Origin of the sequence: Halorussus ruber (genome assembly GCF_004765785.1) — an archaeon.
Taxonomy (GTDB): Archaea; Halobacteriota; Halobacteria; order Halobacteriales; family Haladaptataceae; genus Halorussus; species Halorussus ruber.
The window spans coordinates 227,199-253,557 of sequence record NZ_SBIT01000006.1; the positions used below are offsets into that span (position 1 = coordinate 227,199).

27 protein-coding genes and 1 pseudogene are annotated in these 26,359 nt (G+C 65.4%); 10 read left to right on the forward strand and 18 right to left on the reverse strand.

The window, feature by feature from the left end:
• Positions 1 to 161: 161 nt before the first annotated feature.
• Together EPL01_RS10520 and EPL01_RS10525 are read left to right on the forward strand one after the other, a co-directional pair.
• Complete coding sequence (locus EPL01_RS10520; RefSeq protein WP_135825220.1) at positions 162 to 1,499, forward strand: cytochrome P450; 1,338 nt, start codon at positions 162 to 164, stop codon at positions 1,497 to 1,499.
• A gap of 97 nt (positions 1,500 to 1,596) precedes the next feature.
• Entirely contained in the window at positions 1,597 to 2,025 is a 429-nt protein-coding gene (locus EPL01_RS10525; protein WP_135825221.1) for an OsmC family protein, read from the forward strand.
• A 95-nt stretch (positions 2,026 to 2,120) separates the two neighbouring features.
• Here EPL01_RS10525 and EPL01_RS10530 read toward each other — a convergent pair whose 3' ends face one another.
• The 3 genes and pseudogenes from EPL01_RS10530 to EPL01_RS10540 form a co-directional block, all read right to left on the reverse strand.
• Complete coding sequence (locus tag EPL01_RS10530; RefSeq protein ID WP_135825222.1) at positions 2,121 to 2,936, reverse strand: ABC transporter permease; 816 nt, start codon at positions 2,934 to 2,936, stop codon at positions 2,121 to 2,123.
• On the reverse strand, positions 2,933 to 4,033 hold the full coding sequence (locus EPL01_RS10535) for an ABC transporter ATP-binding protein (protein WP_135825223.1): 1,101 nt from the start codon (positions 4,031 to 4,033) through the stop codon (positions 2,933 to 2,935). Before EPL01_RS10535 ends, EPL01_RS10530 begins: the two co-directional genes overlap by 4 nt.
• A 43-nt stretch (positions 4,034 to 4,076) precedes the next feature.
• Positions 4,077 to 4,580 (reverse strand): annotated as a pseudogene (locus EPL01_RS10540) (DUF1028 domain-containing protein); the annotation flags it as partial.
• Positions 4,581 to 4,833: 253 nt separating this feature from the next.
• Between EPL01_RS10540 and EPL01_RS10545 the strand changes: the two are divergent.
• The gene (locus EPL01_RS10545) at positions 4,834 to 6,507 is read left to right on the forward strand and encodes a gamma-glutamyltransferase family protein (RefSeq protein ID WP_135825224.1); all 1,674 of its coding nucleotides are present in this window, start codon (positions 4,834 to 4,836) and stop codon (positions 6,505 to 6,507) included.
• A gap of 394 nt (positions 6,508 to 6,901) precedes the next feature.
• On the opposite strand, the gene EPL01_RS10550 is transcribed toward EPL01_RS10545, so the two are convergent.
• From EPL01_RS10550 to EPL01_RS10565, 4 genes are all read right to left on the reverse strand, one after another.
• Positions 6,902 to 7,081, reverse strand: coding sequence for a hypothetical protein (locus EPL01_RS10550; protein ID WP_135825225.1), 180 nt, complete (start codon positions 7,079 to 7,081; stop codon positions 6,902 to 6,904).
• Positions 7,082 to 7,469: 388 nt separating this feature from the next.
• Positions 7,470 to 7,838 (reverse strand): DUF7344 domain-containing protein, encoded by a 369-nt coding sequence (locus tag EPL01_RS10555; RefSeq protein ID WP_135825226.1) that lies wholly within the window; start codon positions 7,836 to 7,838, stop codon positions 7,470 to 7,472.
• Between the two features lie 113 nt (positions 7,839 to 7,951).
• A complete protein-coding gene (gene sufB / locus EPL01_RS10560) occupies positions 7,952 to 9,376 on the reverse strand; it encodes a Fe-S cluster assembly protein SufB (RefSeq protein ID WP_135825227.1) in 1,425 nt (474 codons plus the stop codon).
• 102 nt (positions 9,377 to 9,478) lie between these two features.
• Positions 9,479 to 9,736 carry a Sec-independent protein translocase subunit TatA/TatB gene (locus EPL01_RS10565; protein ID WP_135825228.1) on the reverse strand — a complete coding sequence of 86 codons (258 nt, stop codon included), beginning with the start codon at positions 9,734 to 9,736 and terminating at the stop codon, positions 9,479 to 9,481.
• 67 nt (positions 9,737 to 9,803) lie between these two features.
• On the opposite strand from EPL01_RS10565, the gene EPL01_RS10570 reads away from it, so the two are divergent.
• Together EPL01_RS10570 and EPL01_RS10575 are read left to right on the forward strand one after the other, a co-directional pair.
• Positions 9,804 to 10,340 carry a DUF7988 family protein gene (locus tag EPL01_RS10570; RefSeq protein WP_168215867.1) on the forward strand — a complete coding sequence of 179 codons (537 nt, stop codon included), beginning with the start codon at positions 9,804 to 9,806 and terminating at the stop codon, positions 10,338 to 10,340.
• Between the two features lie 26 nt (positions 10,341 to 10,366).
• Positions 10,367 to 11,122, forward strand: a complete 756-nt coding sequence (locus tag EPL01_RS10575) for a CPBP family intramembrane glutamic endopeptidase (protein ID WP_135825230.1) — start codon at positions 10,367 to 10,369, stop codon at positions 11,120 to 11,122.
• A 42-nt stretch (positions 11,123 to 11,164) separates the two neighbouring features.
• Here EPL01_RS10575 and EPL01_RS10580 read toward each other — a convergent pair whose 3' ends face one another.
• The 6 genes from EPL01_RS10580 to EPL01_RS10605 form a co-directional block, all read right to left on the reverse strand.
• Complete coding sequence (locus tag EPL01_RS10580) at positions 11,165 to 11,437, reverse strand: WNWW family protein (RefSeq protein ID WP_246045671.1); 273 nt, start codon at positions 11,435 to 11,437, stop codon at positions 11,165 to 11,167.
• Positions 11,438 to 11,484: 47 nt separating this feature from the next.
• Positions 11,485 to 12,447 (reverse strand): transcription initiation factor IIB, encoded by a 963-nt coding sequence (locus EPL01_RS10585; protein WP_135825231.1) that lies wholly within the window; start codon positions 12,445 to 12,447, stop codon positions 11,485 to 11,487.
• Between the two features lie 460 nt (positions 12,448 to 12,907).
• Complete coding sequence (locus EPL01_RS10590; protein ID WP_135825232.1) at positions 12,908 to 13,195, reverse strand: DUF7521 family protein; 288 nt, start codon at positions 13,193 to 13,195, stop codon at positions 12,908 to 12,910.
• Between the two features lie 2 nt (positions 13,196 to 13,197).
• Positions 13,198 to 13,575, reverse strand: coding sequence for a winged helix-turn-helix domain-containing protein (locus EPL01_RS10595; protein ID WP_135825233.1), 378 nt, complete (start codon positions 13,573 to 13,575; stop codon positions 13,198 to 13,200).
• Between the two features lie 1,174 nt (positions 13,576 to 14,749).
• A complete protein-coding gene (locus EPL01_RS10600; RefSeq protein WP_135825234.1) occupies positions 14,750 to 15,478 on the reverse strand; it encodes a hypothetical protein in 729 nt (242 codons plus the stop codon).
• Positions 15,478 to 16,005 carry a hypothetical protein gene (locus EPL01_RS10605; protein WP_168215868.1) on the reverse strand — a complete coding sequence of 176 codons (528 nt, stop codon included), beginning with the start codon at positions 16,003 to 16,005 and terminating at the stop codon, positions 15,478 to 15,480. Before EPL01_RS10605 ends, EPL01_RS10600 begins: the two co-directional genes overlap by 1 nt.
• 122 nt (positions 16,006 to 16,127) lie before the next feature.
• Here EPL01_RS10605 and EPL01_RS21590 point away from each other — a divergent pair, with 122 nt between their 5' ends.
• Positions 16,128 to 16,286 carry a hypothetical protein gene (locus EPL01_RS21590; RefSeq protein WP_168215869.1) on the forward strand — a complete coding sequence of 53 codons (159 nt, stop codon included), beginning with the start codon at positions 16,128 to 16,130 and terminating at the stop codon, positions 16,284 to 16,286.
• A 12-nt stretch (positions 16,287 to 16,298) separates the two neighbouring features.
• Here EPL01_RS21590 and EPL01_RS10610 read toward each other — a convergent pair whose 3' ends face one another.
• Positions 16,299 to 17,525 carry a M48 family metalloprotease gene (locus tag EPL01_RS10610; RefSeq protein WP_135825236.1) on the reverse strand — a complete coding sequence of 409 codons (1,227 nt, stop codon included), beginning with the start codon at positions 17,523 to 17,525 and terminating at the stop codon, positions 16,299 to 16,301.
• Positions 17,526 to 17,594: 69 nt separating this feature from the next.
• Between EPL01_RS10610 and EPL01_RS10615 the strand changes: the two genes are divergently transcribed.
• The 4 genes from EPL01_RS10615 to EPL01_RS10630 are packed head-to-tail and all read left to right on the forward strand — an operon-like array spanning position 17,595 to position 22,436.
• Positions 17,595 to 18,704 carry a DUF4129 domain-containing protein gene (locus tag EPL01_RS10615; protein ID WP_135825237.1) on the forward strand — a complete coding sequence of 370 codons (1,110 nt, stop codon included), beginning with the start codon at positions 17,595 to 17,597 and terminating at the stop codon, positions 18,702 to 18,704.
• A complete protein-coding gene (locus tag EPL01_RS10620; RefSeq protein ID WP_135825238.1) occupies positions 18,701 to 19,435 on the forward strand; it encodes a DUF7269 family protein in 735 nt (244 codons plus the stop codon). The genes EPL01_RS10615 and EPL01_RS10620 overlap by 4 nt, the downstream gene beginning before the upstream one ends.
• Positions 19,432 to 20,955: a DUF58 domain-containing protein gene (locus EPL01_RS10625; protein ID WP_246045672.1), complete on the forward strand. Its 1,524-nt coding sequence runs from the start codon at positions 19,432 to 19,434 to the stop codon at positions 20,953 to 20,955. The genes EPL01_RS10620 and EPL01_RS10625 overlap by 4 nt, the downstream gene beginning before the upstream one ends.
• Complete coding sequence (locus tag EPL01_RS10630) at positions 20,952 to 22,436, forward strand: DUF7519 family protein (protein WP_135825239.1); 1,485 nt, start codon at positions 20,952 to 20,954, stop codon at positions 22,434 to 22,436. Before EPL01_RS10625 ends, EPL01_RS10630 begins: the two co-directional genes overlap by 4 nt.
• 73 nt (positions 22,437 to 22,509) lie before the next feature.
• Here EPL01_RS10630 and EPL01_RS10635 read toward each other — a convergent pair whose 3' ends face one another.
• The 4 genes from EPL01_RS10635 to EPL01_RS10650 all read right to left on the reverse strand — a co-directional run bounded on the left by EPL01_RS10635 (position 22,510) and on the right by EPL01_RS10650 (position 25,982).
• Positions 22,510 to 22,905 carry a CopG family ribbon-helix-helix protein gene (locus tag EPL01_RS10635; protein WP_135825240.1) on the reverse strand — a complete coding sequence of 132 codons (396 nt, stop codon included), beginning with the start codon at positions 22,903 to 22,905 and terminating at the stop codon, positions 22,510 to 22,512.
• A 104-nt stretch (positions 22,906 to 23,009) separates the two neighbouring features.
• A complete protein-coding gene (locus EPL01_RS21595) occupies positions 23,010 to 24,038 on the reverse strand; it encodes a hypothetical protein (protein ID WP_168215870.1) in 1,029 nt (342 codons plus the stop codon).
• Positions 24,035 to 24,601, reverse strand: coding sequence for a signal peptidase I (locus EPL01_RS10645; RefSeq protein ID WP_135825241.1), 567 nt, complete (start codon positions 24,599 to 24,601; stop codon positions 24,035 to 24,037). Before EPL01_RS10645 ends, EPL01_RS21595 begins: the two co-directional genes overlap by 4 nt.
• 160 nt (positions 24,602 to 24,761) lie before the next feature.
• A complete protein-coding gene (locus EPL01_RS10650) occupies positions 24,762 to 25,982 on the reverse strand; it encodes a choice-of-anchor W domain-containing protein (RefSeq protein WP_135825242.1) in 1,221 nt (406 codons plus the stop codon).
• Between the last annotated feature and the right edge of the window lie 377 nt (positions 25,983 to 26,359).

A 26,359-nucleotide genomic window follows, 5' to 3' on the forward strand; every position in this document is an offset into this window, starting at 1 on the left:
CGCTCGCTCGACCATCCGCCGCCGGGTGGCTGACGGGCTTCGAGAAATCGTCACAGTCTCCGTTTCCGTCGAAGTTGTAGCGATACAACGCGAATCGCACTCATCGGTTCACGAGCGAAACCACCGCTGGATTCATCCTTTTCGCGCCCAACAGTACTGTGATGAGTTCGTCACCACCCGGACCGAAGGGGGAACCGCTGTTCGGCAGTAGCCGACGGTACGCCCGCGACCCGTTCCGCTTCCTGTCGGCCTGCGAGGAGGCCTACGGCGACGTGGTCAACTTCGACCTCGGCCCGCTGGAGACCTATCTGCTGACCGACCCCGCCGACGTCGAGCGCGTGCTGGTCTCGGAGGCCGACCTGTACCGCAAGCCCGACTTCCAGAGCGACGCGCTCGGCGACCTGCTCGGGAAGGGCCTGCTCCTCAGCGAGGGCCAGACGTGGCGACAACAGCGCGAACTCGCCAATCCCGCGTTCGACGTGGGCCGACTGATGGACTTCGCCGACGATATCGTGGACCACAACGACGACCTGCTGGCCGACTGGGCCGACGGCGCGGAGGTCAACGTCGAACTCGACATGACGGAGGTCACGCTCGCGGTCATCGTGGACCTGATGCTCGGCACCGATTTGAACGACCGGCGCGTCCGAACCATCCGCGAGGCGCTGGTGCCGCTGGGCGCGCGCTTCGAACCCGACCCGGTCCGGTTCGCCGCGCCCCAGTGGTTGCCCATGCCCGGCGACAGCGAGTACCGCCAAGCGGTCGAGACGATGGAGGGCGTCATCGACGACATCGTGGCCGAGCGCCGGGGCACCCACGGCGACCCGACGACCGACGAGGGGCCGGACGACCTCCTCTCGATTCTCCTCCGGGCGCAGGACCGCGGCGAGCAATCGGACCGCCAAATCCGCGACGAGGTCATGACGATGCTGCTGGCGGGCCACGACACGACTGCGCTCACGCTGACCTACACGTGGTATCTCCTCTCCCAGCACCCCGAGGCCGAGCGCCGCGTCCACGAGGAGATCGAGGAGGTCGTCGGCGACGACCGGCCGACGATGGCCGACGTGCGACAGTTCGACTACCTCGAACGCGTCATCGACGAGGCGATGCGCCTCTACCCGCCGGTCTACACTATGTTCCGCGAGGCGAAGGAGGACGTGGAACTCGGCGGCTATCAGATTCCGGAAGGCTCGGCCATCATGCTCTCCCAGTGGGCGATGCACCGCTCGGCGCGCTACTGGGACCGCCCCGGCGAGTTCGACCCCGACAGGTGGACCCGCGACGCCGACCGCCCGCGGTTCACCTACTTCCCGTTCGGCGGCGGCCCGCGCCACTGCATCGGCAAGCACCTCGCCAAACTGGAGGCCAAACTCATCCTCGCCCGGACCGCACAGCGGTACCGCCTCGAATACACCCGCGAGGGCGACCTCGACCTGCTTCCCTCGCTGACGATGCACCCCCGCAACGGGATGCCGATGCGGGTCCACGAGCGCTGAGGAGTTCTGCGCATCGCTCCCCCGCCGACCTCGCCACCAGTCGCCGACTCCCGCCGCCAGTATTTCCTTATGCACGTCGATTGTACCCTGAGGGGCAATGCCCACGAGACAAGCAGAAACGACTTGGCAAGGCGGAAAAGACGGTAGCGGCGACTTCGAGACCGAGAGCGGCCGAATCGAGGGGACCTTCCGGTTTCCGACCCGGTTCGAGGACGAGGAGGGGACGAACCCCGAGGAGCTAATCGGCGCGGCCCACTCCGGGTGCTTCTCGATGCAGTTGACCGCCTTCCTCGAAGAGGAGGGCTACACCGCCGACAGCCTCCACACCTCGGCGGACGTCCACCTCGAGCAGGCCGACGGTGGCGGGTTCGAGATTCCGCGCATCGAGTTGACGCTGGACGCGCAGGTTCCCGACATCGACCGGGACACCTTCGACGAACTCGCAAACCGGGCGAAAGAGAACTGTCCGGTCTCGAAGGCGCTCGCCGGACCGGAAATCACGCTGGACGCGACGCTGGAGAGCTAATCAACTCGACCGCCTTTTCCGAGCGGTCCCGCGAGAAGTCCTTCGTATCTACCCGTTGTCGCCAGAACTACTTAAAGAAAAATCAGGGTCGAAACTCAGTAGTCTCCCAGAACGCCGAGTCGCCGCGCCCGCCGCGTCGAGTACTGGAAGACGAGATAGCCGAACGCCACGTAGGCGACCGCGACACCGACGAGAATCGCCAACTCCGCGAGGGGGAACTCCCAGAGCCGAGTCCCGTCTATCATCGCCCGCTGGAGCATCGAACTCCCGAGCGCCAGCGGCAGGAACTTCGTCCAGCCCAAATCGAAGGCGGGCGCGGAGATGAGGACGATGAAACCGAACTGGAGGAGGTTCAGCCAGTTGCCGACGCGCTTGTAGAGGACGGTAATCCCGCCCGCCGCGAACCCCAGTCCCAGCACCGACGCGATGCTCAGGACCGAGATTGCGACGATGGTCCCGACGTTGAGTCGGAGCGTCGTCCCGGTCACGACCAGCATCACGCCGAGGATGACCGCGGAGGTCACGAACGTCCGGACCACCTTGGCGACCCCCTTGAGGAGGGCGACCGGCGCGAACCCGAATGGGGTCATGACGTGGCGTTCGAGCGTGCCCCACTGGACCTCGCTCCCGATGTCGTTCGAGATGGCGCTGTAGGCCCCGACCGAGAGCGTCCAGAGGAAGTAGCCGACGACGATGCCCTCGATGGAGTCGGTCAGCGCCTGCCCGGCGAGCATCCGACCGCCGTAGAACAGCAGGCCGAAGAAGAACACCGAGATGACGATGCCTCCGATTGCGTTGGCCGGATAGCGCACGAAGACCAGATACTCCCGGTAGAGGACCGCCTTGGCGAGTTGGGCGTAGCCCGCGCTCCGGCGTCCTCCGGGGTCGCTCGGTGAGTCGGCCGTCGTCATTCCGCGCCTCCCGACGGTTCCACGTCGTTACCTCCCGTCAGCTCCACGAACACGTCCTCCAAGTCGGCTTCGACCGTGTTGACGGCGTCGAGGGTCACGTCGCGGCTCCGGAGATAGGCGATTAGCGCGTAGAACCCGTCGCTGTCGGTCGCCACCTCGACGCGGGTCTGGTCTCCCAACTCCTCGACGTCGGTGACCTCGAACCGGTCGCGCAACTCGGCCAGCAGTCGCTCGCCGAACTCCTCGCTGGTGATTCGGTACCCCCGCGCGCTGAAGCTCTGGCGGAGGGCCGCGACGGTGTCGTCGGCGATGATTCGCCCCTCGCGCATGATGACGACCCGGTCGCAGACGTCCTCGATGACGTCCATGTCGTGACTGCTGACGACGACGGTGAGGTTGCGCTCCGCGACGATTCGCCGGAGTTCTCGCCGGAGCGTCAGCGAACTCTCCACGTCGAGGCCCAGCGTCGGTTCGTCCAGGAAGACCACGTCTGACTCGCTGGCGAGGACGCTGGCGAGCGAGACTTTCTGTTTCATCCCGCGGGAGAGGCTCCGAACCGGAACGTCGGCCTTCTCGGCGAGGTCGAGTTTCTCCAGCAGTCGGTCGTGGCGGTCGGCAATCGAGTCGGGGTGGACGCCGCTGATGGTGGCGAAGTACCGGAGGTTCTCGCGGACGGTCAGCCGCCAGTAGTCGTTTCGCGCGCCCTCCAGCATCGCATCGACGTGGGCGTAGGCCGCCCGGGGATTCCGATACACGTCGTCGCCGTGAATCCGGACGCTCCCCTCGTCGGGCAGTACCATCCCGAGAATCGACTTGATGGTCGTCGTCTTCCCCGCGCCGTTGGGTCCCAGCAGGCCGACGACCGACCCCGTCTCGATTTCGAGCGAGACGTTATCGACCGCCGTGACCGCGTCGGGACCGCTCCCGAACCGCTTTCGGAGGCCCTCGACGGCGATGGCTGGCGGCGGCTCGTCCGCGTCGTCGGCCGCGGCGTGTGCCGTCTTGCTGGCCGCAGTGCGCGCTGTCTCGCTGTCCGAGGCGTGCGCCGCCTCGTCGGACTTCCGCGGCTCCCCCTCCTGTGTCCCCTGTTGGACCATTACGATTGGTAGGGCCTCGACAAGGAAAAGCATCTCAGTCGGTTCAGTCGAAGATTCGACCCTTCGAGTTCTCGCTGAAGCCCTCGCTGGCCTCTCTGGCGGCCTCGTAGACCTGCCGAAGCTCCGCGATTGGCTCGTCGTGGTAGTCCACCCGGAGGTCGTGGTAGGCCTCGGTCTTCGGGGCCTTGACCCGGACCGCGGCCGAGGAGTGGCCCCGCTCGTCGCCGCCAGCCTCCTTTCCGGCCGCGAGGGCGTCGATGAGTCGTGCGACCACGTTCCCCTTCCGCGTCCTCGAATCCGGCAATCGACGCGCTCAGGGTCTCCTCGCCCGTGAGCATGTTCTCGGCGGCGGTGATTCCGGAGTCCTCGCGGACGCGGTGGCCGAACAGCCGTCGCAGTTCTCGCCCGAGAAGGCGAAGGCGTTGCCTCTGGCGTCGAGGACGTGGACCTGCCGGTTCTGGGCGTGGTCGTCCACGGCCAGCAGCCCCTCCAGCGCGTGGTCGATGGGCACGTCTTCGAGGAGTTCGATGCCGCGCCTGCCGAGGCGGACGTTGACGAAGCTCTGAGTGCCGACGACTCCCTCGTGGCTGACGGAGGGCGCTAACTCCGACCGCTGGCGCGTCGGTTGCGACGCCGACGCCGAAGACGTGGCCGTCGTCTTCGTCGGACGACTGCCCGTCGGTCTCTTCGCGGACGCAAATCGAGACCGTCATGTCGGACCCGCGACGGCCACCGGCAAAGGCGGGGACCCAAATATATTCGGTGGATTGTTTTAGACGGCGTTCTGAGAAGCACGGACGATGGAACCTAACCCCGACAGATTCGCGTCTCGACGCTCGACCGTCTACGCGCCCAACGGACTCGTCGCCACGAGCCAACCGCTCGCGGCCGAGGCCGGGGTCGAAATTCTGCGCGAGGGCGGCAACGCCTTCGACGCCGCGGTAGCGACCGCCGCCGCGCTCAACGTCGTGGAACCGACCAGTACCGGCCTCGGCGGCGACGTGTTCGCGCTCTACCGGACCGCCGAGGGCGAGGTCGGCGCGATGCGCTCCTGCGGCGGCGCGCCCGCCGACGCGACCATCGAGAACGTCGAGGCGGCCCTCGAATCGGACGAGAACTCCTCGGAGTACTATCCGGAATCGCGGGGCTACGCGACCGACGCCGACGCTGACGCCGGAATGCCCTTCCTCGGTCCCCACGCGGTCACGGTCCCCGGCACGGCCCGCGGGTGGGAGGCCACCGTCGAGAAACTGGGCGACCTCTCGCTCGCTGACGCGCTCGGCCCGGCCATCGAGTACGCGACCGAGGGCTACCCCGTCTCGGAGATTATCGCTGGTCACTGGACCGGCGCGGAGGACCTGTTCACCGACGACCACGCCCGCGAGGCCTACCTGAAGGACGGCCGCGCCCCGGAGGTCGGCGAGACGATGGCCCTGCCGCGACTCGGCGAGTCGATGCGGGCGATTGCCGAACAGGGCGCTGACGTGGTCTACGAGGGCGAGATTGCCGAGCAAATCGCCGAGGAGATTCAGGACAAGGGCGGGTTCATGACCGTCGAAGACCTCGCGGCCCACGAACCGGAGTTCGTAGAGCCGGTCTCGACCACCTACAACGGCGCGGAAATCTACGAACTCCCGCCGAACAATCAGGGTCTCATCGCCTTGGAGGCGCTCAACATCGCCGAGGAGGTCGGCGCGGGCGACCATCCGCTCGACTCGCCCGAGCGCATCCACTACTTCGCGGAGGCGATGAAGCGGGCCTTCCACGACGGCCACCGGTACATCACCGACCCCGAGTACGAGGAGATTCCGCCGCTGGCCTCCGAGTCGTGGGCCGAAAAACGGGCGGAGGGAATCGGCGAGACGGCCGACTCGGACGTGACCTTCGGCGTGCCGGACTCGCACGCCGAGGACGCCGACACGGTCCTGCTCACCGTCGCCGACGACGAGGGCAATCTGGTCTCGTTCATCAACTCGCGGTTCGCCGGGTTCGGGTCGGGCCTCGTCGCGGGCGACACCGGCATCGCGCTCCAGAACCGCGGGGCGTCGTTCTCGCTCGACCCCGAGCATCCCAACAGCCTCGAACCGGGCAAGCGCCCCTTCCACACCCTGATTCCGGGGCTCGCCAAGTTCGGCGAGGACGACTGGGCCGCCTTCGGCGTGATGGGCGGGTTCATGCAACCGCAGGGCCACGTGCAGGTCGTCTCGAACGTCGTGGACTACGATATGCCCTTGCAGGCCGCGCTCGACCAACCGCGGTGGCGCTACCGCGAATCCGGCGAGCTCGCGGTCGAGGGCCGCCTCGACGGCGAAGTCCAGTCGCAACTCGCCCGGAAGGGCCACGACGTGCGCGTCCTCCCGCCGGTCATGTTCGGCGGCGCGCAGATTACACGACTGGAGGGTCTGGAGTCCGGAGAGCCGGTCATCTCGGGCGCGACCGAACCCCGGAAGGACGGGAACGCGACGGGGTACTGAGCCTCGGAGCGTTCGGAGGCCGCCCCTCGGTCACGCCGCGCGAATCTTCCCAGACCACGGGACGCGCCGGAAGACGACCCGCGTCTTCCGAGCCTCATCTCGCTCCGCTCGGTGAGACGCCGCGGTCGCGTTCGGCCGTATCGGTGCTGCCGCGGCCGAACGCGACCGGAGCGGCGGCACGGGGCGCGGTGGCGGTGCCGTGCGGTCGCGGTCACGACTCCGCTCACGGCCGTCGCTCGCTCACCGAAGCATATCTAAGGATATTCAAGACAATTAAAATTATTTCTAAAAGACTTATATAGTTTCCTGGTGGTCTTCTGTATGGCCCGCTTTCGTCGATGGTCCTCTCGCCCTCGCTTCCATCTCCCCTCCCACCTTCCCCTCTCCGCAATCGCTACTCTTCGTCCTCGTCGCCGTCGATAGTGATTTCGGTCGGTTCCTTCTGGACGTCCTCCCACTCCTCGGACCTGCCGCCGCGCTGGGACCCGAGGAGGTAGCCGACCGCGAACGTGAGCGCGAGGAGAACGAGTCGTCCGACCGGCGACCGCCCGCCGTCTGTCTGGGTTCGAGCCATGTTACGTCTCACGTGCGAGAGTGACTTTGGGGTTGCGGCGCGAAAAGTCGATAGCTGCCATTTGAATTACGATGCACTCCGGTTCGACGTGACTACGAGTACAAACCGCAGAATCGAGGTGGCGATGTTCTCTTGAAGCCCCCGCCCGCTCGCGGCCGCTGAGCGACATATCCGACGGACGTAGTTGCGTCGGATAGTGGTCCCTCAGCGACCCCGACCGGTCGGCCCCTTCACCCCACCCTGACGGGCGTTCCACCGAGCCTTCGCTGGTAGTTTGTTTGTCCGAGCATTCGCTGACTGTTCGTTCGGCCGGGCGTTTCCGGTGGTATACTCAGCCGAGGATCTGCCGGTGGTCTGGTCCACCGAGCGCCCGTCCGAAAAAGCCGTCTCACCCCTCGTGTCGGCGAATCTTGTCGAGGAAGCCTTCGAGGAGTTCGTCCATGGTGATTTCGGTCACCTTCCCCTCGTCGGTGTCGTAGGTGATGATACCGGCCTCCTCCAGTTTCGGCAGGTGCGTGTGGTGGAGCGCCGTGGCGATTTGGGTCCGCTTTATCATCGACACCTTGTCCGGCGGTTGTTGGAACTCCCGGCCCGCGACCTGGTCGGTGAGTCCTTCGAGGGTGACCGGCGCGGGGAGGCCGTCGAGGCACGCCAAGACGTGGCGTCGGTATCGGTCGCTGAGAAGCGTCAGGACCTCGTCTACGCCGGGTGACCCGCCGCGGTCGTCGTCGTCGCTCGCGGCGGCGTCGTCGGTCATACGCGACAATTTTCCTTCTCACTTAAACGGCTATCGCATTCCGACGAGTGGAAACTCGCCGACGGAATCGCGGGAGGGCGAGCGAAGAACGCCGAAAAAACTCCGAGAGGCGTTTATCCCAGACTGCCTTCCATCTCCAACTCGATGAGCCGGTTCAACTCGACGGCGTACTCGATGGGCAACTCCTCGGTGAGCGGTTCGATGAACCCGGAGACGATCATCTGCTTGGCGTCGTCGTCGTCCAAGCCCCGGCTCTGGAGGTAGAACACGTCCTCGTCGCCGATTTTGCCGACGGTCGCCTCGTGGGCCACGTCCACTTTCGACTCGTCGATCTCCATGTAGGGCATCGTGTCGGAGGTGGACTCGTTGTCGAACATCAGCGCGTCGCACTCCACGCTGGTCGAGGAGTCGGTCGCGCCCTCCGAAATCTGGACCAGTCCGCGGTAGTTGGTCCGACCGCCGTCCTTCGAGATGGACTTGGACTCGATGGTCGAGTTGGTCTCCGGCGCGTTGTGGTAGACCTTCGCGCCCGTGTCGATGTCCTGTCCTTCGCCCGCGAAGGCGATGGAGATGTGGTTGGCCGAGGCCCCGCGACCCTTCAGGACGGAACAGGGGTAGAGCATCGTCGCCTTCGACCCCATCGACCCCGAAACCCACTCCATCCGGCCACCGGCGTCTACGAGGGCGCGCTTGGTGTTGAGGTTGAAGGTGTTCTTCGACCAGTTCTGCACGGTCGAGTACTGGACGTGAGCGTCCTCTTTGACGAAGACCTCGACGCCGCCCGAGTGGAGGTTGTGCGTGCCGTATTTGGGCGCGGAACAGCCCTCGATGTAGTGAACCTCGCTGCCGGGCTCGGCGATGATGAGCGTATGCTCGAACTGGCCCATCCCCTCGGAGTTCATCCGGAAGTACGCCTGTACCGGCATCTCGACGGTGACGTCCTCGGGCACGTAGACGAAGCTCCCGCCCGACCAGACCGCGCCGTGGAGCGCCGCGAACTTGTTGTCCGACGGCGGGACGCAGGAGGTCATGAAGTACTCCTTCACGAGGTCGGGATGCTCCTGGACGGCCTCGTCCATGTTCATGAAGACGACGCCTTTCTCCTCCCACTGCTCCTGCATGTTCTGGTAGACGACCTCGGACTCGTACTGCGCGCCGACGCCCGACAGCGCCTTGCGCTCGGCTTCCGGAATGCCGAGCTTCTCGAAGGTGTCTTGGATGTCCTCCGGCAGGTCGTCCCAGCTGTCGGCCCCCTCGCGCTTGTCTACGTCGGGCCGAATGTACGGGACGATCTCCTCGACGTCGAGTTCCGAGAGGTCCGGCTGGCCGGGCCAGTCGGTCGGCATCGGCATGTTCTGCCAGTGCTCCAGCGCGCGGAGCCGCCGCTCCAGCATCCAGTCGGGTTCGTCCTTGTCCTCGCTGATGAGGCGGACGATTTCCTCGGTCAGCCCCTTGTCGGACCTGAGCGCCGCGCTCTCTTCCTTTTTGAACTCGAAGCGCTCCTCGGTGTTTGTTTCCTGAAGTTCTTCGCTACTCATGTACCAGTAACTGGGTACCGAAGCCTCTTAACCTCGGGGTCGATGCCGGCGGCTACGTAAGGGAATCTGGTTACGAGCGCCGAGAAAAGTCAGTCGCCGTCGTTACGCTTCCGAAGTATCCGTGTTGGTGTCCGTCTCGCTGACGGTGTCGGTGTCGGTCGAAGTGACCTCGTCCTGCGCTTCCTGCAGTTCTTCTTCGATTTCTTGTCGACCCTTCTTGAACTCGCCCATCGCCTCGCCGGTCGAGCGGGCGAGTTTCGGAATCTTGTTCGCGCCGAACAGCAGGACGGCGATGAGGAGGATGACCATCATCTCCATCCCGCCGGGAATCGGCCCGAATAGCGGAATCATTTGTTCCATCTCTATCTCATCCGTTCGGCCCCTCACTTGTAGGCTTTTCCCCCGAGGTTTATGTTTCGCCCCTCGAATGAGGGGTGTATCCGTGACCGACAGCGCCCGCGACTCCACCGATAGGGACCGCGACCCCGCCGAAAGCGTCCGAAATCACGCCGACAGCGACCGAAATCCCGCCGCCAGCGACCGAAATCCCGCCGCCAGCGCCCGCAACCACGTCCTCGAATCCAACGCAGAAACCGTCGAGGCCGTCCTCGAATGCGCCGACAGCGTGGCCGAGGAGTGGGACGGAGAGGCCGCCACGGGCCGAGATGCAGTTGCCGACTCCCTCCGCGCGCAACTCGAAGCCGAGGAGGTCTGGTCGCAGTTGCCCGACGTGCTCGCTGGCGCGGTCCGGGCCGCCGGAGGCTCGCTGTCGGCGACGCCCGTCGCGGCCCCGCCCTACGTCGTCGCCACGAGCCGCGGCCCGATGCTCCGCGCGACCCTCGACGGAGGTCGGCTTGTCGTCCTCTTTCACGTCTTCGACGTGGCTGACGGCGACGAGGCGGCGATTCGCTACACCCGAGGGGCGACCACGCCCGCCGAGGCAGTCCGAGCGAAATTCAAGTGACTCCGGATCGTAGTCCGAAGGGACCGATGGAACAAGTCAACGTCGAGGGCGTCACGCCCTCCGCTTCGCCGGGCCGGAGCCTCCTCGCGGCGGCCCTGCTCGGCCTCGGCGGCTACGGATTCGCAATCGTGGTCGTCGGCCTGACCGCGCTCGTACTGATACAGGCGGGGATTCCGCTGATGGACCAGCCGACGCTCCTGCTTGCGATTTCGGTCGTGATGGGGCAGGGAGTCGCGTTCGGCGCATTCGCGCTCGGCTACCTGACCTACACCGACCGAGGACTGGGATTCATTCGCGCCCGGTTCCCGACGCTTCGGGACGTGGGCTGGTCGGTCGGTGGACTGGTCGCGCTGTTCGCGGGACTCATCGCGCTCTCGGCGCTGTTCTCGGCGTTCGGCGTCCAGTCGGCGTCGAACACGGTCGAGCAGTTCGGCGAGCAGGACCCGACCGTCTTCCTCCTGCTGGTTCCGCTCTCCTTCCTGTTCATCGGGCCGGGCGAGGAGTTGCTCTACCGGGGCGTCGTGCAAGGTCGGCTTCGGGAGGCGTTCGGCCCGTGGGTCGCCATCGGCGCGGCGAGTTTCATCTTCGCGGTGGTCCACATCTTCTCGCTTCAGGGACAGGGAAAACTCGCGTACCTCGCCATCCTGCTGGTTCTCTCGCCGATTCTGGGGTTGGCGTACGAGCGGACGGAGAACCTGGTCGTCCCGTCGCTGATTCACGGCGGGTTCAACGCGGTCCAGTTCTACGTGGCCTATCTCGGTGCGACCGGCGGCCTCTCCTGAGTCGCTCGCTCGGCGCTACGCTTACCCCGGCTGTCCGGCCCATCACAGGACCCGAAACCTGTCGTACCCTCCATAGGCGAGTTCTAACGCACCCATCCACCAGTTCCACTTTTCGGGGAGCGCGAGGCTCTCGGGAGCGTCTCTGAGGTTCTCCACGACGACTGCGACCGTCAGTTTCCGGTCCATGTCGGTCTCGAACTGGCCCGAGTCGGCGAGGTCGCGCGCCTGCCGAGCCACCACCCGTCTGGTCCCGGCGTTCCCCTCGAACGCTTCCTCGAGTCGGCTCTCGAATCGCTGGTCGATTTCCATTTCCATTGTCGTCTCCGGTGGCCGATTCGAATGCAGTCTCTACTACGTGCTTCTCAGTTGTAAAGTCCGATGGCCTTGATCTGCTCTTGGTACCGATTTCGAATCGTAACTTCGGTGACTTGGGCCACGTCGGCGACCTCGCGCTGGGTCTTCTTCTCGTTGCAGAGCAGCGAGGCGGCGTAAATCGCGGCCGCCGCGTATCCAGTCGGCGACTTGCCCGACAGCAGGCCCTTCTCTGAGGTCACGTCGATGATTTCGTTGGCCTTGCTCTCGACCTCCTCGGAGAGGTCCAGTTCCGAGCAGAACCGCGGCACGTACTTCTTGGGGTCTACAGGCTCCATCCCGAGTTCCAACTCCTGAGAGACGTACCGATAGGTCCGGCCGATTTCCTTGCGGTCCACCCGCGCGACTTCGGACACTTCTTCCAAACTTCGCGGGATGCCCTCCTTCCGGCAGGCGGCGTAGAGCGCGCTCGTGGCGACCCCCTCGATTGAGCGCCCGCGAATCAGGTCCTCCTTGAGCGCGCGCCGGTAGATGACGGAGGCGACCTCCTGTACCGACCGCGGGACGCCCAGCGCCGAGGACATCCGGTTGAGTTCGCTCAGCGCGAACTGGAGGTTGCGCTCGCCCGCGTCCTTGGTCCGGATGCGCTCCTGCCACTTGCGCAGGCGGTGCATCTGGCTCCGCTTCTCCGACGAGAGCGACCGGCCGTAGGCGTCCTTGTTCTTCCAGTCGATGGTGGTCGTCAGCCCCTTGTCGTGCATCGTGTTCGTCGTCGGTGCCCCCACGCGGCTCTTCGATTGGCGCTCCTGATGGTTGAACGCGCGCCACTCCGGGCCCCGGTCCACGTTTCGCTCCTCGACGACGAGACCGCAGTCCTCACAGACGAGTTCGCTTCCGCCAGCGTCCGCGACCAGCGTCCCGGCTTCGCACTCCGGACAGGTTTCGGTATCTTCGGATTGCTCCTCGGTTTCGGTCTCCTGCACTTGCTCTCGCTGGCGGATGGGCCCACTCATGAGTCTGTTAGTAAGGGGGTGTGGTAGATAAACCCTGCGTGGCCCTCGGCAGTCGTTTCCGAAGGGAACGCCGAGAAATTTTGCCGGAAACAAACGTCTACCGCGATTCCTGATTCCGGGCTATTGACACTCTACCCAAGAAGAACGCGGACTAGTATTTAAATCCGCGACGGCGGGCCGACCGACTGACGGCACGCGCTCGGCAGGTCGATCCACCGGAATACGCCCGGTGGGTCAAACTTCGGGATGGATGAAGGGCCGCCCGCTCGCGTGACCGCGAGCGGGCTGGGGCTTCGAGAAGCGTTCATCTCCGTCTCCTCTGCTGGCGAGCCCGTGGCAAGACAGAATGACTGAAAGAAAATACAGGGCGAGTGGAAAAATTACAAAACAGTCTAAGAGCGATACATAGTTATCCGGGAGTCCTAACGAAATCACGTCGGTTCCTCTAAAACCGCTAGCCTCACTCGACGTACAGCGAGTACGTGATGACGCCGAATCCGACCACGGTCAGCGCGCTCTCGGTGACGAGGACGATGGTATCGCCGAGCGCGAGAATCTGGTCCGCGAGCCCGGCCAGAAACGCGCCGAGGGTGACGACGCCGAACCCGAGCGCCAGCGAGGCCAGCGCGGGCGACTCGGTCCGGCGGTAGGCCTTGTACGCGAAGAAGGTGATGAGTCCGCCGAGGACGAGCGTGAGCGTCTTCAGCGCGACCACGAGCGTCGTGATGCGTGTGAGTTCTCCGGGCATGATTACGTTTCCTTTCGCACTTCCGACCACATGTCCGCGAGGCGCTCCTCGGCCGTGCGGGCGGGGCGCGAGACGGTCACGTCGAACTCGTTCTCCTCGGTCAGGGTGAGCGATACCTCGTCGAAGTCCAGATTGTAGCGCGTGGTGTGGTGGCCGTCGCTCCGGACCTCGGTGAGTTCCGAGAGGAGCGAGGCGTCGGTCAGCGCGTCGAGTTTCCGGTAGACCGTCGAGAGCGGGATGTCGGTCGCGTCCGAGATTTCGCTCGCGGTCATGGGTTCGTCTAAGTGGGTGACGATGGCCCGGCAGTCCGGGTCGTCCAGCGCGTCGAGAAGCACCTGCAGGTCGGGGTCGTCCTCGACTCCCGCCGGGTCTCGAACCATCTACCGGACATTCCGACAGGCGACACATAACTCGTTCGACTCCAGCGTCGTACGGCGCTTCGACTACGGCGACAGAGTGGCGTAAACACGTTTCACTCCGAACACGTTCGGTCCTCGTCTCACCGAATAGGAACCACCGTCGGCGCTCTTTAAGTGGCCCTCCGAAGGTGCAAGTGTAACAACGAGTCAGGTTGGTGCCCACGGAGACGGCCTGTCACGGCGATGACGGAACAAAGAGTGAATCAGAGTTTGACGAAGGCCATAACTTCGAATCAAGGTCCGGCCAGAAAAGCTAGCTATTTCCGACTCCAAAGCGTCACCGCACCGCCACAGCACCGCACCCGCGGGCCACACTCTCCCCAACCGACTGCGTTGCTCACTTCGTTGTCTCCAGAAATGATATATTTCTTAGATGGCGAAAATCAAAGATTTTCGAGCCACACTACTCATCCCTCGCGCGGTTCGGCGCGGTAGAGACCGCGCCAAGAAACGAAGGTCCCTATTTCACTCAAAGAAGGATGAAACAGCAGCGAACCCATGAGACAGTACCGGACCACCGATTTTATCCGTATACTAGAGAAGAAGACAATACGATGAATCGCCGAACCCTTCTCACCAGCCTCTCCGTGGCAGGCGCGACCTCACTCGCTGGCTGCGCAGCCCTCCAACCCCAATCCACCCAAGGAACTGTCTTAGGACGAATCGAAGTCATCAACTTTTCTCAAAGCCCCAACCGAATCCGACTGCTCGTACAACGAGGTGATGAAACCGTATTCGATCAACAACTCGAACTCACTGCAGCCGGTTCCAAAGACGATGGCTGGTGGGAGCTCATCCCGCCCGCCTGGAATAAGGCACAGGGACTATACCAAATCACAGCCACCCACTATAATTCCGCAAACAAACGCGAGTCTGCCAAATGGACATATAAATTCAGCAACACAGACTATCAAACATACTACCAAGATGAGAGCGACGACCCAGGCTGCATCGGGGCTATTGTCAAAATCGGCAGCCACGGCACCACTAGAAATGAACCCATCAGCATCAGCCCAGCACGCCTCACCAACCCCTGTGGCTCCCCATAACAACACCGACTACCTGGAACCTCCGTAATCCCGTCCGCATCGAAAATATAGTGTAGTCCGCCTCGACTTACTCGCCGATTGTCGTCTCAGAGGTCGTCGATGTCGTATTCGTAGAAGAAGTTGAATAGACTTGAGCCCGGTGATTGCGTCAGGTTGCCATCTTGCTCCGTCGGACAGCCATCGCGGTTGTAACAATCCCATTCAGGCCCATCGAAACTCCCGTACATATACGTCGGTGCGACCTTGTCATTCGAATCTGGTCGCGCCGACGTAAATGCTGTCACCGTCCCTAACTGGACGTCCTCATCTGAAGCGTCCAATCGGAGCTCCCAGTAATCACGGAAGTCATACGTCGCTGTCAACTTATTATTCTCCAGGTCTGACTGAATGACTAGATTGGGATGGTCGACTGATACGCTGACACCCACGGATTTTGGCGCGGACACACCGTATGAGGTATTCACGCTCGTCTGGGTTTCGTCAGAGTATGAGGGCTCGTAGTTCCAGATACCGAGGTCATTAAGCTCACTTCGGTCCCAGTTCTGGGTTAATTCAGCCTCGGAGTTGTGCCAGCATCGCCACTGGTCCCCAAAGTAGCTTTCGTAGAAGTCAAATTCGTCGTGATTGTCTGTGAGGGGCCACATGAACCCTTTCTGCTTCATCGCCCACTCAGACTTCGGGTCGCCACTATCTTCTTCGATATAGTCCGACCGCTTGAGCTTGGTGGCTAATCGGTACTCACCAACCTTTTCGCTGCAATCCCCGTTATCATGGTATACCGATTGGTTGTCCTCGAATCGGACTTCATCTGGCATTAGTTCCCACCCCCGTTACCGGTAGCGGCGTTGTCTTTTGCTTCTTTGACCTTGTGATCGACCTTTTGGTGAGCTCGTGCTTCTGCCTGCTTTCGCAGTTCAGGCGACGGTGATTCAAGCCCGGCCGGTTCTCTTTGAACCGATATATCTACCGCGTCGCCGGTGACTGAGACGACCACGCCGAACACCGAGTTCGGCGTTCCGTGCACGTCTTCGTCACGAGTGGGCTTGGGTAAGGCGAGCCTGTCCGAGGAAACGTTGTCGCCGATGACTTTGGAGTATAATTTGTCGATAGTGGCCTCAGTTACCGGGGTGTTGAATCCGCCTTTTGCGGCTCCAATTTGGCCCTTGGCGGCAAATTCGGGGACGTTTTGTTTTGCTTCAGAAACCCAGTGGTCTTCGGCTTGACTAGGCTGATGGTTTGCAGCGGCGGTAGTAGCGCTGACTCCCGAGAAGGATGCGAGCCCGAGGGCACTCATTTGGAGGACATTTCTTCGGTTGAATCGATTTGAGAGATTATCTCTCATGCAAAATTTACTTTATCCTTATACTATTTAATTCTAACTATTTCTTTAAACAAAAATAACTAGTTCCATATATTCATCATCGAAATATTATCAAGAAATACGAACTTGCGCATGACCTCAACTTGGAATTCGATGCCAAAAATGAGTTGCTGGCTTCCGAAGAAAAGCAGGCGACTTTAGAAAATATCGAGAAAATAGGTGGGAAGATGATTTTTGCGGAACCAAAGGTGTTCACCGGAGGACCTAGAAGTAGATTAGTCAACTGCGGAAAGGGAAAATGAACGCACCGTGATTTAATACATTTCTTCCCGCTCCGAGGCCAACGCCCGTAACCGCGAGATTCGCTCCTCGGTCGCCGGATGAGTCGCCACGTCGAGGGGCAGGCCCGCGAGCGGGTCGTCGCCGATGCCCTTCTCGCCTCCGCTACCGTCCTCCTCCCCGCGAACGATGCCGTGCGGGAGGAGGCAGAGTTCTCGGACCCCACTCGCTCGAACGTCCGCGGTCGGCCGCGAGGAGGCATCGGCATCCAGTTTCTCCAGCGCGCTCGCCAGCGCGGCGGGGTTCCCGGCCAGCACGGCCCCGGCGCGGTCGGCGGCGAACTCCCGGTAGCGCGAGAGGTGGCCGCTCAGGATTGCGACCGGGAGCGCCAGCAGGCCGAGCGCGACCCCGCCGAACAGGACCGAGAAGGCGACGAACGCGCCGAACGCGAGGAGGGACGCGACGCTGAACGGCGGCGCGGCGACCAGCGCGGTGCTGGCGGCGTAGCCTACGACCGCCGCGAGACCGAGCGCGAGTGTCCGGGCAGAGCCGGAGAGATTCCGAAACAGCGAGTAGTCGTCGTTCGCCAGCGCCGGGAGGAAGGTCGCAAGCGTCATGACCGCGGCGTCTCTGTTCCGGAGGTGCGCGAGTTCGTGGGCCAGCACGGCGTCGAGTTCGTCCGCGGAAAGCGCCTCCAACAGGCCGGTCGAGACCACCACGGTCCCGCCGCGCACGTCGCCGACCGTGAAGCAGTTGGCCGTCTCGGTCTCCGCGACAGCGAGGTCCGGCGGCGTCATCTCGGCCGTCTGGGCGAGTCGCCGGAGGCGCGACTGGAGATTCGGGTACTCGTCGGACGAAACTCGCCGGGCGTCCGCGGTGCCGAGCGCCTCTCGGCGCGTGTATTCAAGTTGAACCCACGCGAGCGCGAGGGTGGCAACCGCGACGAGCGCGACCCACGCCGCGGTACCGACGAGACCGGCGTCTCCGGCCGCGCTACCGACGAGACCGGTCGCATCTCCGGCCGCGCCGCCGACTGTGCCGCCGACCAGCGCGACCAGCCACGGCCGGAACAGGTACGCCAGAACCGCGACGAACGCCGCGTCGGCGGCCAGCACGAGGACGAGAACCGCGACGATGCGTCGAGTTAGCTCGGAGTCCGAGTCCGACGCTGGTCGCCCGGAGCGCGACGCTCGCGGCCTCGCGCCGTCTGACCGGCCGTCGTTCGAGGAGTGGGCGTCGTTCGAGGAGGGAGTCGGTGACATGGAGGGCGGAGTACGTACACCTATACTGGAGAGGGAAGATATATTTGACTGAAAGTTATCCTCCCAGTCGTGGCACACGAACGTCGCCGCGCCGCCCTCGCCGCCCTCTGCGTCTTCGCCGTCGCCTTCGCCGCCACCCTCCTGCCCGCCAGCGGTTTCGGGAGCCAACCCGCTGGCGTCGGCATCGGCGACGACGGCCCGGACGCCCCGCCGGGCGGCGACACCGGCCCCGAAGACCCCGGTAGCGCCCCCGAACAAGACCCCCAGACCTCGACGCCCCCCGCGACGCCGACGACCGCGGCCGGTTCCGGCGGGAGTTCCGGGGATGGCTCCCCGACGACTACGACAACGACGACAACGACGACCGCGGCCGGTTCCGGCGATTCCGGCGGGAGCGCCGGTCTCCGAGAGGCCTTCGCCAGCGTCGTCCTCACCGCGCTCGGCGTCGTCGGCGTCCTCGCCCTCGTCGGGTTCTGGACCGGCGCGCTGGCGATTAGCGCCGGTGCTGGCGCGGCCGCCGCCGGACCCCTCCCGTTCACCCTCGTCGTCGGCGGGCGACCCGTCGGCGAACTCGTCGGCGCGATTCCGACCTGGACGATGGGACTCGTGGTCGGCCTCTCGGCGTCGGTCCCCCGACTGCTCGACGACGCCGCGACCCTGACCGGCGAGGTCGGCCGGAGCGCCGGGACCCTCCTCGGCGGTCTCGCAAGGGGAACCGGCCGAGCCTTCCGCGTCGGTGCGAAGGGCCTCGCCGTGACCGTCACCGCGGTTCCGCGCGCCCTCGCCGGTCTCGGAGCGGGCGCAGGTGTCCTCTCCAGTCTCGGCAACGTGAGCGTCCCGCGCATCGGTCGCGGCGGAGACGACCGCGAGAGTGGGCGAACCCGGTCGAGCGCCGGGAGCGCAGACCCCGAGGAGACCGCCCCGCCCTCCGTCGAGGAGGCGTGGGAGTCGATGCGCAATCGCGTGCCGGTCAGCAACCGCGAGGCCCGGACGCCCGGCGAAGTCGCCCGCGCGGCGGCTCGGCGGGGCTACCCCGACGAGGCTGTCCGGCAGCTCACCGACGCCTTCCGCGAGGTCAGGTACGGCGGCCTCCCCCGCGAGGACCGAACCGACTCGGCGCGCTCGGCGCTCTCTCGACTCAGGGACTACTGGCGAGACGAGCGGGGAGGCGAGAAATGATACGACCGCTCTTCCGACTCCTCGGACGCGCCAGCGCCAAGATTCTCCAGCCGCGGACGCTCGCGGTTATCGGCGGGTCGTCGCTGGCGCTCGCGGTCGGCGTGGCCGTCCTGCCGCGGCTGTTCCCGGCCGCGGTCTTCCGGCCGATTTCGGGGGTCGTCGCCTCTCCCCTCGCAATCGTCCTCTTCAGCGTCGCCGCGGGCCTGCTGGGCGCGCAGGCGCTCCGCCAGACCGCGAGCGACGCGGCGGACTTCGAGGACGAAAAAAGGAACCGAGACGCGAGCCCGGACCGCTGGACGCCCGAACGAGCGCCCGAGAAGGCCTACTACGACGAGTACCGGACCACCGGCAGTCAAATCGACTCGGTGTTCGAGTTGAATCCCGGCGAGTCGAGCGACCTCCGGGCGCGCGAGCGGACGGCCCGAAAGCGAATCCGAGAAATCGCCGTCTCGGTCGTCGCGGCCGACGAAAACGTTAGCGAGGAGGCCGCGGCCGAGCGAATCGCCGACGGGTCGTGGACCGACGACCCGCGGGCGGCGGCGCTGGTCGGCGGGCACCACCTCGCGCCGCTCCGGACCCGCATCCGCGACTGGGCCAGCGGCGAGCGATTCGAGCGGTGGGCGACCCGCGCGCTCGCCGAAATCGAAGCGCGAGAGCGCGGCGAGACAAATACAGAGAATTCCGAGAGCAATAATTTGGAAGGTAAGAAAAATAAGGAGGTGGCTCGATGATGGACACCAGATTCGTCGTCACCGCGCTTACGGTGGGCGTTCTCGGGGTCGTCTACTTCGCGGCCTTCCGCGTCACGAGCGCCAAGCGAGGCTACCGGAGTCGAGACAGCGACGGCGAGCGCGGTACTGTCGAAAAAGTCCTCGACGCCAGCCAGAGCGACGACTCCGGCCAGAGCGACGACTCCGGCCAGAGCGACGACTCGGCGACCGATTCCGCCGCGGCGGAATCAGTCGTCGGACCGCCGGTCCACCGGAACGGCCCCCGATGGAACCCCGGCACGACGGTCGCCCTGCTGGCTGGTGCGGGCGGCATCCTGACGAAGAACACGACGATGTTCCTCGCCGGAGTCGTCGGGTTCGCCTACGCGGCCTACCAGTACGGCACCCGACCGCCCGCGTTCTCGGTGTCGGTCGAGCGCGACATCGACGAGCGCTCGCCCCTGCCGAGCAGGGACGTGGAAGTCACGCTGACCGTCCGAAACGACGGCGAGGAGCCAATCGCGGACCTGCGAATCGTGGACGGCGTGCCCGAGAAACTCGGCGTCGTGTCGGGGTCGCCGCGCCACTGCACCAGTCTCCGGGCCGGTGAGGAGGCCACCTTCTCCTACGCGGTCCGGGCGCACCGCGGTACCCACGAGTTCGGCCCGACCAGTCTGGTCGCCCGGAACGTCAGCGGGAGCGCAGAGCGCCGGTTCGAGCGCGAGGACGAGGGCCGGATTACCTGCCAGACCAGAGCCGACGACGTGCCCCTCCCGGCCGATACCTCCTCGCACCCCGGCCACATCACGACCGACTCGGGCGGCGAGGGCGTGGAGTTCTACGCGACCCGCGAGTACCACTCCTCCGACTCGATGAGCCGAATCGACTGGAAGCGATACGCCAAGACCAACGAGCTGACCACCGTCGAGTTCCGCGAGACCCGGGCCGCGACCGTGATGGTGGTCGTGGACGCCCGGACGCCCTGCCGGGTCGCGCGCCGGGAGGGCGAACCCGACGCGGTGGAGTTGAGCGAGTACGCCGCCGAGCGACTGGTCGAGGCGTTCGTCCGGCGCAACGACAGGGTCGGCCTCGCCGTCTTCGGCCCGGCCGAGCGCTACCTCGACCCCGCGGGCGGCGACGAGCAGGTCGCTCGCATCCGGGCCGAACTCGAAGCCAGTTCGGCAGGGAACGAATCGGTGACGGGTATCTTCGGCGACGAGCGCCGGAACCGAGCCGACGAGTCCAGATTCGAGACACTCCGCAAGCGGATGCCCGACGCCGCGCAGGTGGTCTTCCTCTCGCCGATGGCCGACGACTACGCCGCGGAGGTCGCCGAGCGGTTCCGGGCCTACGGCCACGCCGTGACGGTCGTGAGTCCCGACGTGACCGGGACCGGCACGCCCGGCGGCGGGGTCGAGCGAATCGAGCGCGGTCGCCGACTCGCCGAGGTCCGCGGCGGGAAGATCCGCGTCGCGGACTGGTCGCCCGACGACCCGATACGCGTCGCCGTCTCGAAGGCGACCGCGAGGTGGTCCGGATGAGCGGACGAGCGATTTCGGCGTCCCCGGAACGAGGAGCGACGAGTTTCGGCGGGACCGTCGCGGTCCTCGTGACCGCGGCGGTGGGCCTCGCGCTCGGCGTCGCCAGCGGGAGCCTCTGGCCCACGCTCGGCGGACTGGCGGGCGCGGTAATCGCGGCGCTGGGCATCCGAGCGATTCAGTTCGAGACCAACGCCCGGCGCGCGGTCGGAAGCGTCGCCCTCGTCTCCGGCGCGGCGGCGTTCGCTGGCGTGGCGCTGGCAGGCGACCCCGTCGCGCTGCTCGTCGGGACCGCGGTGGTTGCCGCCGCGGTCAACGCCGTCGTCTCCTTCGACGCGACCGTCGAGCGCCCGGCGGTCTCGTCGGTCTGGCGGTCGGCGACCGTCCTCACGCTCGGGGCAGTCCTCGCGGTCGGCCTCCACCTCGGGATGGTCGGCGCGTTCGGGCAACTGCTCGGCGTCGGCGTCTCGGGGTTCTCCTCGACCAGCGCGCTCGCCCTGCTGGTGGTCCTACAGGTCCAACTCTTCGTCTTCGCCGAACTGCTGCACCTCGTGGTGCCGATACTCGACCGGTGGCTCCCCGACGAGCGGGACGTGCGGGCCGCGACCGTCGAGCGGTTCGACTTCCGGGCCGAGGACGCCCCGCGGGCCTACTGGGTCGCGTTCGTCCTGCAGACCGGCCTCGCGCTGAGTTCGTGGGGGCCGCGGTGGTTCGCGGCCTTCCTCGACCTGCTGTCGGTCCTCGGGCGAGCGATAGAACTGGTGCTGACGACGGGCGTTCTGCACCTCCCGCTCTCGGTCGCAATCCTCGGTCTGTTCGGCGTCCTGCTGGCGCGGGGCGTGCAGGCGCTGTTCGTCAGTTGGGCCGGGAGCGACCCGCCGCGGGCGATGGCCCACGCCGCGGGCGGGTTCGTGACGCTCGGGGTGGCCGTCTTGCTGGCGCTCTCGCCCGCCGGGGACGCGCTCCTCGCCGCCGCGGGGCCGGGGTGGACCGCGACGATACACGACGTCGGCCTGACGGCGGCGCTCGCTGGCGCGGTCGCAACCGCGCTGTTCGCCGTCGCGGCCGCCCGGCGAGGTCTCGCCGTCTTGGTCGCGCCGTGGGTCGCCACGGAGTCGGCCACCGGGTTCGCGGTCGCTGGCGGCGCGCTCTTCGCGGCCGCGCTGGTCGTCGCCGAGGGCGGCGGGTCCGCGCTTGCCGCGCTGGCAGGGGTCGCCGGGGCGCTCGTGGTCCACGACCTCGGGAGCAACGCCGTGGACCTCGGCGTGCAGGTCGGCCGCGAGGCCGAGACGCGGACCGGCGAGGCCGCCCATGCGGTCGGAAGCCTGCTGGTCGGGGCCGGAGCCGTCGCGCTGGCCGGTGCGACCGCCTTCGTCATGGGCGCGGTCGAGTTCTCGGTCGCGGCGTGGCGGGCCAGACTCGCCGTCGCGCTCCTGCTGGTCGCGGTGCTGTGCTTCGTGGTGCTGTTCGAGCGCGAGGAGTAGCGGAATAATTTTGTCTGTTTGAGACTTAGACCTGTTTTGAAAATGGTTGTGTAGTTGGTTAGCGTCGGCGAAATTACTCCCGGTCGGTTCCTAGCACCATCACTTTCACTCGCGCCACCGAGTCGAAGTCCCGCAGTCGGTAGACCAGATTCCGGACCTCCTCGGCCGGACCCTCGCAGAAGGCGGTCTCCATGCACCACTCGCCCTTGTGGACGTGGTTGGTCGAGGTAATCACGTCGCCGAACTCGTGTTGAATCGCGTGGAGGTCGTGGATGACGGGGTCGTGTTCGTAGTCGTAGGCCAGCACGGCCGTCACGGTGCCCTCGGCCGCTTCGAGTTCGGCGTGCGATTCGACGTACTCGCGCATGGCCTCTCGAATGGCCCGCGAGCGAGAGTCGAGGCCCTCGGCCTGCCACGTCTCGTCGAACGCCGCGAGGACCTCCTCGGGAACGTTGAGGCTGGTTCGCATGAGTCCGGATTGGTCGTGGCGGGGGTTCTAATCTTCGGACTGCCTTGGACTGGAACAGATTCTGCGGTGACCAGCGGTCTCGCCGCCTCTCGACGCGCCCGGCGTCACGACTCGGCCCGCCGCACGAGGAGCGCCAGCGCGGCCAGCGCCGCCAGAACCCCGGCCGCGAAGTCGAAGCCCGGGACCTCGCCGGAGTCGGTCGCGCTGGTCGTGTCGCCGCGCTCGGTCGTGGTCGCTTCCGACTCCTCGGTCGTAGATGTCGGGTCGCTGGTCGTCGCCTCCGCCTGCTCCTCGCCGACCGTGACCTCGGTCGTCTCGGGTTCGAGTCCCGCCTCGGTGGTCTGGCGGGTCGTCGTGGTCGAGTTCGCGGTCGTCACCGCTGTCGTCGTGGTCGTCTCGGGCGCGGAATCAGACTGTGACTGACCGCCGGGGTTTCCTGCGTCGTCGTCGTTTTCGTCGTCGTCCTGACCATCGCCTGCGCCCGGGTCGTCGCCGGAGTCCTCAGTGGTGGTCGCGGTTTTTTCTGTGGTGGTCGAGGAGTCTTCGGTCGTGGTCGGGGTCTCCTCGGTGGTGGTCGAGGAGTCTTCGGTCGTAGTTTGGGTTTTTTCCGTGGTGGTCGCTGTGGTCGTCGCGGTCGTCTTCGTCGTGGTTTCGGTAGTCGTCTTCGTCGTCGTTTCGGCGGTGGTCGTCTCGGTAGTCGTCGCGGTGGTTTTCTCGGTAGTCGTCGCGGTAGTGCCTTCGGTGGTCGTCGTAGTCTGGGTAGTCTGCTTCGTCGTCTGGGTCGTCTCTGTGGTCGTGGTAGTTTCGGTGGTGGTCGTTTCAGTAGTCGTCGTTTGGGTCGTCTCTGCGGTCGTGGTTTCGGTGGTCGTCTCGGTCGGCGTATTCCCGACGCTGGTGGTCGTGGGCGAGTTCCCGGCGGTCGTGGTCGTCGAGCCGCCATCTGCCGTGGTCGAGGTCTCCGGGCTGTTCCCGACTGTGGTCTGGGTGTCGGTCGCAACGTCGGCCCCGAGAGCGACCTCGCCGGTCTCGCTGTCGCTGTAGGAGGCGTAGCTGAACCCGGTAAGCAGCCCGCCGAGGAGAACCGCGACCGCGGCGAGCGCGACGACCTTCGTCAGCGCCGCGTCGTCGGTCATGGTTTGGGCTCCTCGCTCGCGTCTCGTTTCCCTCGGGCCGCGCCGACCAGCGAGCGAACCTCGGTCAGCACGAGGAGCGCCAGCGGTGCGACCACCAGCGCGGCGAAGCCGAGTTGCGACCGGGCGAACACGACGACGTGGCCCGCCAGCGGGAGGCTGAAGACGACTTTCCCGGCCACGGCCTCGCTGGGCACGAGTCGCCTGTCCGGGGCGTCGTTGGCGTCACCTTTCGTCCGGAAGTAGGTGCCGCCGTCGCGCTCTACCACCTCCACGACGCGGTGGGTCACGTACTCGGCGTCACCTCCGCTCGCGGTCGGGGCGCGGGAACTCCGGAAGGTGATGACGTCGCCGGTCGAAATCGAGTCGGTCGGCGTCTCGGCCACGAGAATCACGTCGCCCGCACGCAACTCTGGACTCATGCTCGAGGAGAGGACGACGTAGCTCTGGTCGGCACCGGCCAGCGAGGGCACGGCGAAGACGACGAACGGGACGACTGCCGCGAGGACGACCAGCGTGGCGAGTACGCGCAGGGTCGTGGGTCGGTCGGGAATCTCTGGTGTCATGTTGGGAGCCGGATGTGAGGACCCACCGGCGGAGTCGAACCGCCGCGGTCCGCGTGGGTCGAGTGGAAAGGGGTTACAAGCGCCGCGGGGTCGGTGTCTCGGGCCGCGAGGTCAGTCTCGCGGGCCGCAGGGGTCGGTCCGTGGAATCAAGCCGTGAAGCTCATTCGAGGACCACGTCCAGCGCAACGTCCTCGTCGCCGCCGGGGAAGTCGTCCTGAATCGTGACCTCGGCCATGCCTTCGATGGTGAATCCGTCTGCGAGGTCGCTGGCGCTCGTGTTCGCCACGAGGTAGTTCAGGGCGCGACCGCCCGTGTCACCGTTGCTGGCGTCGTCGTTGCTCGCGGTCAGGTCGATGTTGGAGACGATCTTCTTCGGGCCCTTCAGGTGGAGCGTGGCGTCGTGGACCTGCACGGTGGCCTCGTCGGCCTTGCCCTGGATTCCGATGCGACCGTTGAGGTTGTTGTCGAAGGAGGTCGAGACCGAGGTCCCGTCGAGCGTGAAGGTGGCCTCGTCGGTGTCGAAGCCCGAGTACTCGAACTTGAACGGGACCTCCTCGCCCGAGGTCCAGTCGTACTGGCCCTGGTCGTCCACGTTGTCGTCGTTGCCGACCGCGACCTCCCACGTCTGGGTGCTGCCGCCGCCGTCGCCGTACCGGGCGCGGGCGTATCCGGACTTGGTCTCGTTCTCGTTGAAGTTCTCCGAGACTTTGACGAAGCCGGTGCCCCTGTCCACGATGTCGCACTTCTGGTAGAGGCGCAGGTCGAGGTCGAAGGTGAGACTGTCCTTCATCGCCTCGTTGTTGTCCTCACGGTGCGGGAAGTAGAAGCCGACCTCCAGCTTCAGCTTGTTCCCGCCGTTCTTCTGGAGGAGGACGCCGTCGTCACCGAGGATGGTGACCATCCCGCGGCGCGCGTGGCGGAAGGGGATGCGGGGAATGTGCGCGAGGACCTCGCCCGTCTCGACATCCTTGACCTTCCCTCCGATCTTTATCTGGTCGTCGAGTTCGCCGCCGTTGGAGTGGTCCGTGTCGGTCTCGGCGTCGGGGGTCTTGCCCTCTCGGCTCTTCACGTTCGAGATGCGCATGCCCAGACACGCGCCGTCGGTCTGGCCGACGTTCTTGAGGTATTCTGTGTCCTTCACGGTGTCGCCGGGCGAAATCTCGCCGAGTTTGACCCGGATCGGTCCGTTCCGCCAAGGACCGCTCCGCTCGTCGCCGATTCGAAGGTCGAGCGACCCCGCGTGCGTGCTGAGTTGTTTGACTTCGTCGTCGGTGTAGCCTGCCCACGTACTCGCACCGATGCCGCCAGCCGCGATGCCGATGGTGCCGATACTTCCCAATACTTTGCGCCGCGAAAGTCCGAAGTTGTCGTCGTCCGTCATGGTTCGTGCTCCTTTGCAACGCCGTCCGGGGCCACACTCCGTCTAAGCTCACCGTGTCGTTCCCGATAGGGTCGAAGTAACCCTCGGAGGGTCTCGCTTAACGCCCGTCCCGGCGTCGCTATTTCTTCATACGGACAGATTCCGTATTTGTTATGAGCGAGCTGACGGATTTCAGCGTCTGTATGGGGAGTTTTCAGGCTATCCGTCTCGCAGGTTCAGAATCGAAAATCGGTGACAAAGAGACCGAGCGTCGAGTTAGGAGTCGCTTACGCCGGGTTCAGGCCCTCCTTTCCGGTTCGCTCGCCGGGGTTCGTTCACCCGATTTCGGGGTTCGGTTATCTCCCGAAGTAGTTTCTATTTTGACTATTGGCTCAAAA

What these genes read in the sequence shown, in the direction of transcription:
- EPL01_RS10520 (WP_135825220.1), top strand. Translation starts at nt 162, where the DNA reads ATGAGTTCGTCACCACCCGGACCGAAGGGGGAACCGCTGTTCGGCAGT.
- EPL01_RS10525 (WP_135825221.1), top strand. Translation starts at nt 1,597, where the DNA reads ATGCCCACGAGACAAGCAGAAACGACTTGGCAAGGCGGAAAAGACGGT.
- EPL01_RS10530 (WP_135825222.1), bottom strand. Translation starts at nt 2,936, where the DNA reads ATGACGACGGCCGACTCACCGAGCGACCCCGGAGGACGCCGGAGCGCG.
- EPL01_RS10535 (WP_135825223.1), bottom strand. Translation starts at nt 4,033, where the DNA reads ATGGTCCAACAGGGGACACAGGAGGGGGAGCCGCGGAAGTCCGACGAG.
- EPL01_RS10545 (WP_135825224.1), top strand. Translation starts at nt 4,834, where the DNA reads ATGGAACCTAACCCCGACAGATTCGCGTCTCGACGCTCGACCGTCTAC.
- EPL01_RS10550 (WP_135825225.1), bottom strand. Translation starts at nt 7,081, where the DNA reads ATGGCTCGAACCCAGACAGACGGCGGGCGGTCGCCGGTCGGACGACTC.
- EPL01_RS10555 (WP_135825226.1), bottom strand. Translation starts at nt 7,838, where the DNA reads ATGACCGACGACGCCGCCGCGAGCGACGACGACGACCGCGGCGGGTCA.
- sufB (WP_135825227.1), bottom strand. Translation starts at nt 9,376, where the DNA reads ATGAGTAGCGAAGAACTTCAGGAAACAAACACCGAGGAGCGCTTCGAG.
- EPL01_RS10565 (WP_135825228.1), bottom strand. Translation starts at nt 9,736, where the DNA reads ATGGAACAAATGATTCCGCTATTCGGGCCGATTCCCGGCGGGATGGAG.
- EPL01_RS10570 (WP_168215867.1), top strand. Translation starts at nt 9,804, where the DNA reads ATGAGGGGTGTATCCGTGACCGACAGCGCCCGCGACTCCACCGATAGG.
- EPL01_RS10575 (WP_135825230.1), top strand. Translation starts at nt 10,367, where the DNA reads ATGGAACAAGTCAACGTCGAGGGCGTCACGCCCTCCGCTTCGCCGGGC.
- EPL01_RS10580 (WP_246045671.1), bottom strand. Translation starts at nt 11,437, where the DNA reads ATGGAAATGGAAATCGACCAGCGATTCGAGAGCCGACTCGAGGAAGCG.
- EPL01_RS10585 (WP_135825231.1), bottom strand. Translation starts at nt 12,447, where the DNA reads ATGAGTGGGCCCATCCGCCAGCGAGAGCAAGTGCAGGAGACCGAAACC.
- EPL01_RS10590 (WP_135825232.1), bottom strand. Translation starts at nt 13,195, where the DNA reads ATGCCCGGAGAACTCACACGCATCACGACGCTCGTGGTCGCGCTGAAG.
- EPL01_RS10595 (WP_135825233.1), bottom strand. Translation starts at nt 13,575, where the DNA reads ATGGTTCGAGACCCGGCGGGAGTCGAGGACGACCCCGACCTGCAGGTG.
- EPL01_RS10600 (WP_135825234.1), bottom strand. Translation starts at nt 15,478, where the DNA reads ATGCCAGATGAAGTCCGATTCGAGGACAACCAATCGGTATACCATGAT.
- EPL01_RS10605 (WP_168215868.1), bottom strand. Translation starts at nt 16,005, where the DNA reads ATGAGAGATAATCTCTCAAATCGATTCAACCGAAGAAATGTCCTCCAA.
- EPL01_RS10610 (WP_135825236.1), bottom strand. Translation starts at nt 17,525, where the DNA reads ATGTCACCGACTCCCTCCTCGAACGACGCCCACTCCTCGAACGACGGC.
- EPL01_RS10620 (WP_135825238.1), top strand. Translation starts at nt 18,701, where the DNA reads ATGATACGACCGCTCTTCCGACTCCTCGGACGCGCCAGCGCCAAGATT.
- EPL01_RS10625 (WP_246045672.1), top strand. Translation starts at nt 19,432, where the DNA reads ATGATGGACACCAGATTCGTCGTCACCGCGCTTACGGTGGGCGTTCTC.
- EPL01_RS10630 (WP_135825239.1), top strand. Translation starts at nt 20,952, where the DNA reads ATGAGCGGACGAGCGATTTCGGCGTCCCCGGAACGAGGAGCGACGAGT.
- EPL01_RS10635 (WP_135825240.1), bottom strand. Translation starts at nt 22,905, where the DNA reads ATGCGAACCAGCCTCAACGTTCCCGAGGAGGTCCTCGCGGCGTTCGAC.
- EPL01_RS21595 (WP_168215870.1), bottom strand. Translation starts at nt 24,038, where the DNA reads ATGACCGACGACGCGGCGCTGACGAAGGTCGTCGCGCTCGCCGCGGTC.
- EPL01_RS10645 (WP_135825241.1), bottom strand. Translation starts at nt 24,601, where the DNA reads ATGACACCAGAGATTCCCGACCGACCCACGACCCTGCGCGTACTCGCC.
- EPL01_RS10650 (WP_135825242.1), bottom strand. Translation starts at nt 25,982, where the DNA reads ATGACGGACGACGACAACTTCGGACTTTCGCGGCGCAAAGTATTGGGA.